The 4,814-nt window shown below is 73.2% G+C and carries 1 protein-coding gene and 1 pseudogene; both read left to right on the top strand.

Features of this window, described 5'->3' with window-relative positions:
- Nucleotides 1-571: pseudogene (locus UW392_RS27560) on the top strand (non-ribosomal peptide synthetase); the annotation flags it as partial.
- A 91-nt stretch (nucleotides 572-662) separates the two neighbouring features.
- A partial coding sequence (locus UW392_RS27565; protein ID WP_320777827.1) for an amino acid adenylation domain-containing protein occupies nucleotides 663-4,814 on the top strand: 4,152 nt, incomplete at its 3' end.

Consider the following 4,814-nt stretch of genomic DNA (forward strand, 5'->3'; position numbering starts at 1 on the left):
GCGGCTGCGTCTCGGCGGCGTGGCCCTGGACCGGGCGCGTGCCGGTGGTCCGGCGGCGGGTGCGTTGCTGAAGGCGGTGAAGGAGCAGGTGCGGGAGGTGCCCGGGGACGGTCTCGGGTATGAGCTGCTGCGCCACCTCAACGCCGAGACCGGCCCGGCCATGGCGGCCCTGCCCGTCCCCCAGCTCGGCTTCAACTACCTCGGCCGGTTCCCCGCTGGCCGGCCGGACGGCACGTCCGGAGCCTGGGAGCCCGTAGGCGGATCGGGGCTGGGGGGTGCGGCCGACCCGGACACACCGGCGCGGCACGTCCTGGAAGCCATGGCGCTGGTCGAGGACACCCCGGCCGGACCGCAGCTGACGGTGTCACTGGCCTGGCCCGGCACCCTCCTCGCAGCCGCCGATGCCGAACGACTCGGGCTGATCTGGCGGGACATGCTCGCCGGACTCGCCGCGCACACCGACGCAGAACCCGGCGCAGGCGGCCACACACCCTCCGACTTCCCCCTGCTCACCCTGGCCCAGGAGGAAGTCGACGACCTGGAAGCCGAGTTCGCCGACGACCACGCCTGATCCGGACGACCCATGCACCTCACGCACTCATGCACCTGACGCACCCCATACACCACCAGGCACACCCAAGTAACGGTGAGGAGACACTCCGATGGCCCGAGCTCGTGTCGAGGACGTATGGCCTCTGTCGCCCCTTCAGGAGGGACTGCTCTTCCACGCGTCCTTCGACGGCCGGGGCACCGACGTGTACCAGGGCCAGCGCTGCCTTGATGTGCTCGGTCCGCTCGACGCCGACGTGCTGCGGACATCATGGGAGGCGCTGCTGGCCCGCCATGCCGCCCTGCGCGCCGGATTCCGCAGGCGCAGTTCCGGTGAGTCGGTGCAGGTCATCGTCCGCGAGGTGACTTTGCCCTGGCAGCAGGCGGACGTCAGCGCTCTGCCCAGGGACGAGGCCGTCGCCGAGATCGGACGGCTGTGCGCGGCCGAGCTGGACCGGCGTTTCGACCCGGCGGTCCCACCGCTGCTGCGGCTGCTGCTCATCCGTGTCGCTCCGGACCGCCACCGCCTCGTTCTCACCAGCCATCACCTGCTCATGGACGGCTGGTCCCTGCCCGTCCTGTTCGGTGAACTCACCACCGTCTACGCGGCGGGCGGTGACGCGCGCGACCTGCCCCGCACCCCCTCGTACCGGGAGTACCTGGCCTGGCTGACGCGCCAGGACAAGCCGGCCGCGCGGGCGGCCTGGCGGGCCGAACTGGCCGGGGCCGAGCAGCCGACACTGGTCGCACCCGCCGACCCGGGACGGCGACCCGGGGAGACGGCGCACGTGACCACCGAGCTCACTCCCGCGCTCAGCCGGGACCTGGCGGCCGTCGCGCGAGGCCGGGGCGTGACACTCAACACCGTCGTCCAGGGCGCGTGGGCGCTGGTCCTGGCACAGCTGGCGGGCCGGACCGACGTCGTGTTCGGCGCGACCGCCGCGGGGCGGCCCGCTGATCTGCCCGGCGTCGAAGGCATGGTCGGCCTGTTCATGAACACACTCCCCGTGCGGGTTCGGCTCGACGGCGCCCTGCCGGTGGCCCGGCTCCTCACCGACCTCCAGGAGCGGCAGTCCGCGCTGATGCCGCACCAGCACCTGGGCCTGCCGGAGGTGCAGCGCCTCGCCGGACCGGGGGCGGTCTTCGACACCATCGTCGTCTACGAGAACTACCCCAGCCCTCCGCAGGAGGAGCCCGCACGGGGTGCCGAGGCCATCGAGATCCGCCGTACCCGGGAGGTGAAGGACGCCTCCCACTACCCGCTCGCTCTGGTCGTCGTGCCCGGCGAGCGGATGCACGTCAAACTCGACCACCAGCGGGACCTGTTCGACGGGGAAGCCGCCACGGCGGTACTCGCGCGGCTGGTGCGCGTACTGGAACAGATCGCGGCCGACCCGATGACGCGTGTGCGGGACATCGACCTGCTGGCCGCGGACGAACGGGCGCGCGTCGAGACGGAGTGGGCGCGGGGAGGGAAGGCGCGGAACGACACCGGCGGTGGACCGTCCGCGCCCGGCCCGGCGACGCTGCCCGCGCTGTTCGCGGCGTGCGCGGCGCGGACCCCGGACGCTCCCGCGGTGCGGTACGGGACCGCGGAACTGACGTACGCCGACCTCGACCGGCGGGCGAACCGCCTGGCCAGGTACCTGTTGCGGCGCGGTGTGGGACCGGAGACCCGCGTCGGGCTGCGCCTCGGCCGCGGGCCGGACATGATCGTGGCGATCCTCGGGGTGTGGAAGGCCGGGGCGGCGTACGTGCCGCTGGACCCGGAGCACCCGGCGGACCGGCTGGCGTTCATGACGGCGGACAGCGGCGCGGCACTGACCCTCGACGACGACGCGCTGACCGCGCTGACCGCGGCGGCCGGAGCCGTCGCCGCCGAGTCGGACGCGCCGCTCGACGTGGCCGTCGACGCCGACCAGTTGGCGTACGTCATCTACACCTCCGGTTCCACGGGCCGCCCCAAGGGCGTGGCGGTGGCGCACCGCGGTGTGACCGCACTGGCGGAGACGATGCGGCCCGTCCTGGGCGCCGCCCCGGGCGAGGTGAGTTTGCAGTTCGCGTCGTACGGCTTCGACGCGGCCGTACTGGACGTGGCCGTCACACTGGCCGCGGGCGGGACGCTGGCGATCGCGTCAGACGAGGAGCGCGCCGACCCGAGGGCCCTGGCGGAGATGATCCGCGACACCGGGGTCACCGTCGCCAGCGTCGTACCGTCGCTGCTCTCCGTCCTCGACCCCGGAACGGTCACGGGCGTACGCGCCTGGGTGCTCGGCGCCGAACGTCTCACCGCGGACCTGGCGGCCCGCTGGCGCTCCCGGGCCGCCGTGTGGAACACCTACGGCCCGACCGAGGCGACCGTGATCACGACGGCCGTCGCCCTCGACCCCGGCATCGGCCCGCTGGACGCGCCGCCGGCGATCGGCCGCCCCCTGCCGTACTCCGGTGTGTACGTGCTGGACGCCTTCCTGCGTCCCGTCGCCCCCGGCGCGGTGGGCGAGGTGTACATCACGGGCCCCGGCCTGGCGCGCGGCTACGCGGGGCGCCCGGACCTGACGGCCGAACGCTTCGTGGCGTGCCCGTTCCTGCCCGCCCAGCGCATGTACCGGACCGGTGACCTGGCCCGCTGGTCGCAGGACGGGCTGTTGCACTTCGCGGGCCGCGCGGACGCCCAGGTCAAGATCCGTGGCTTCCGTATCGAACTCGGCGAGGTCGAGTCCGTTCTCGCCGCGCACCCGGACGTCGCCCAGGCGGCGGTCGTGGTCCGTGACGACCGGCTGCTGGCCTACGTGGTCGCCGGGCAGGCACTGGACCCGGCCGCCGTACGCGAGCATGCCGCCACCCGCCTCCCGGCCTACATGGTCCCGGCGTCGGTGACGGTGCTCGACCGGTTCCCCCTGACGGTCAACGGCAAGATCGACCGGGCCGCCCTGCCCGCTCCGGACGCCGCCGGCGGTTCCGGACGGGCACCGTCGACCCCCGTCGAGGAGATCCTGTGCGGCCTCTTCGCCGACGTGCTCGGCCTCGAACGGGTCGGCCCCGACGACGACTTCTTCGCGGCGGGCGGTGACTCGCTGCTCGGCATGCGCCTCACCGCGCGGATCCGCGCGGTCCTCGACGCCGACCTGAGCGTCCGCGACCTGTTCGCCGCCCCGTCGGCCGCCGGCCTCGCCCGGTCGCTGGCCGACGCGGCCGACGGCTCGCGCGCACCGCTGCGCCCGGCGGACGTACGGCCCGACCGCGTACCCCTGTCGTACGCACAGCGACGCATGTGGTTCCTCAACCGCATGGACGGCACGGACTCGGACGCGACCGGCGCCTACAACCTTCCGTTGGCGCTGCGCCTCACCGGTGACTTGAACCGGCAGGCGTTGGAGGAGGCGCTGGGTGACCTCGCTGACCGGCACGAGAGCCTGCGCACGGTGTTCCCCGACGCGGAGGGCGAGCCGTGGCAGCGGATACTGACGGGAGAGGCCGGCCGTCCCCCGCTGCGGGTGATCGAGACCGACGAGGCGCGGCTGGAGGAGGAGGTCGCCCGGCAGTCGCGTGAAGCCTTCGACCTGAGCACGGAACTCGCTTGGCGGACCGCGCTCTTGACGACCTCTCCGACGGACGCGGTGCTCCTGTTGGTGGTGCATCACATCGCGTCGGACGGGTGGTCGATGGGGGTGTTGGCGGGGGATCTGCGGGTGGCGTACGGGGCGCGGTGTGCGGGCCGGGCGCCGGAGTGGGAGCCGTTGCCGGTGCAGTATGCGGATTATGCGCTGTGGCAGCGTGAGACGCTCGGTGACCCCGACGACCCGGACAGTGTGCTCAGTGGTCAACTGGAGTTCTGGCGGCATGTGTTGGCGGATGCACCGCCTGAGCTGCGACTTCCGACGGACCGGCCTCGTACCGCCGAACCCTCCTTCCGGGGCGGCAGCGTCCCGGTGGAGGTGGACGCCGACACCCATGCCCGCCTGGTGGCCCTGGCGGCCCGAGGCCGGGCGACGATGTTCATGCTGGTGCACGCGGCGTTGTCGGTGCTGCTGTCGCGGATGGGTGCGGGGTCCGACATCCCGGTGGGGACGGGAATCGCGGGGCGTGGTGACGCGCGGCTGGAGAAGCTGTCGGGTTTCTTCGTGAACACGTTGGTCCTTCGGGCGGATCTGTCCGGTGATCCGTCGTTCGGCGAGGTGCTGCGGCGGGTGCGGGAGACGGATCTGGCGGCGTACGCGCATCAGGACGTGCCGTTCGAGCGGTTGGTGGAGGAGCTGAACCCGGCG

The sequence above is a fragment of the Streptomyces sp. CRN 30 genome (assembly GCF_034105845.1).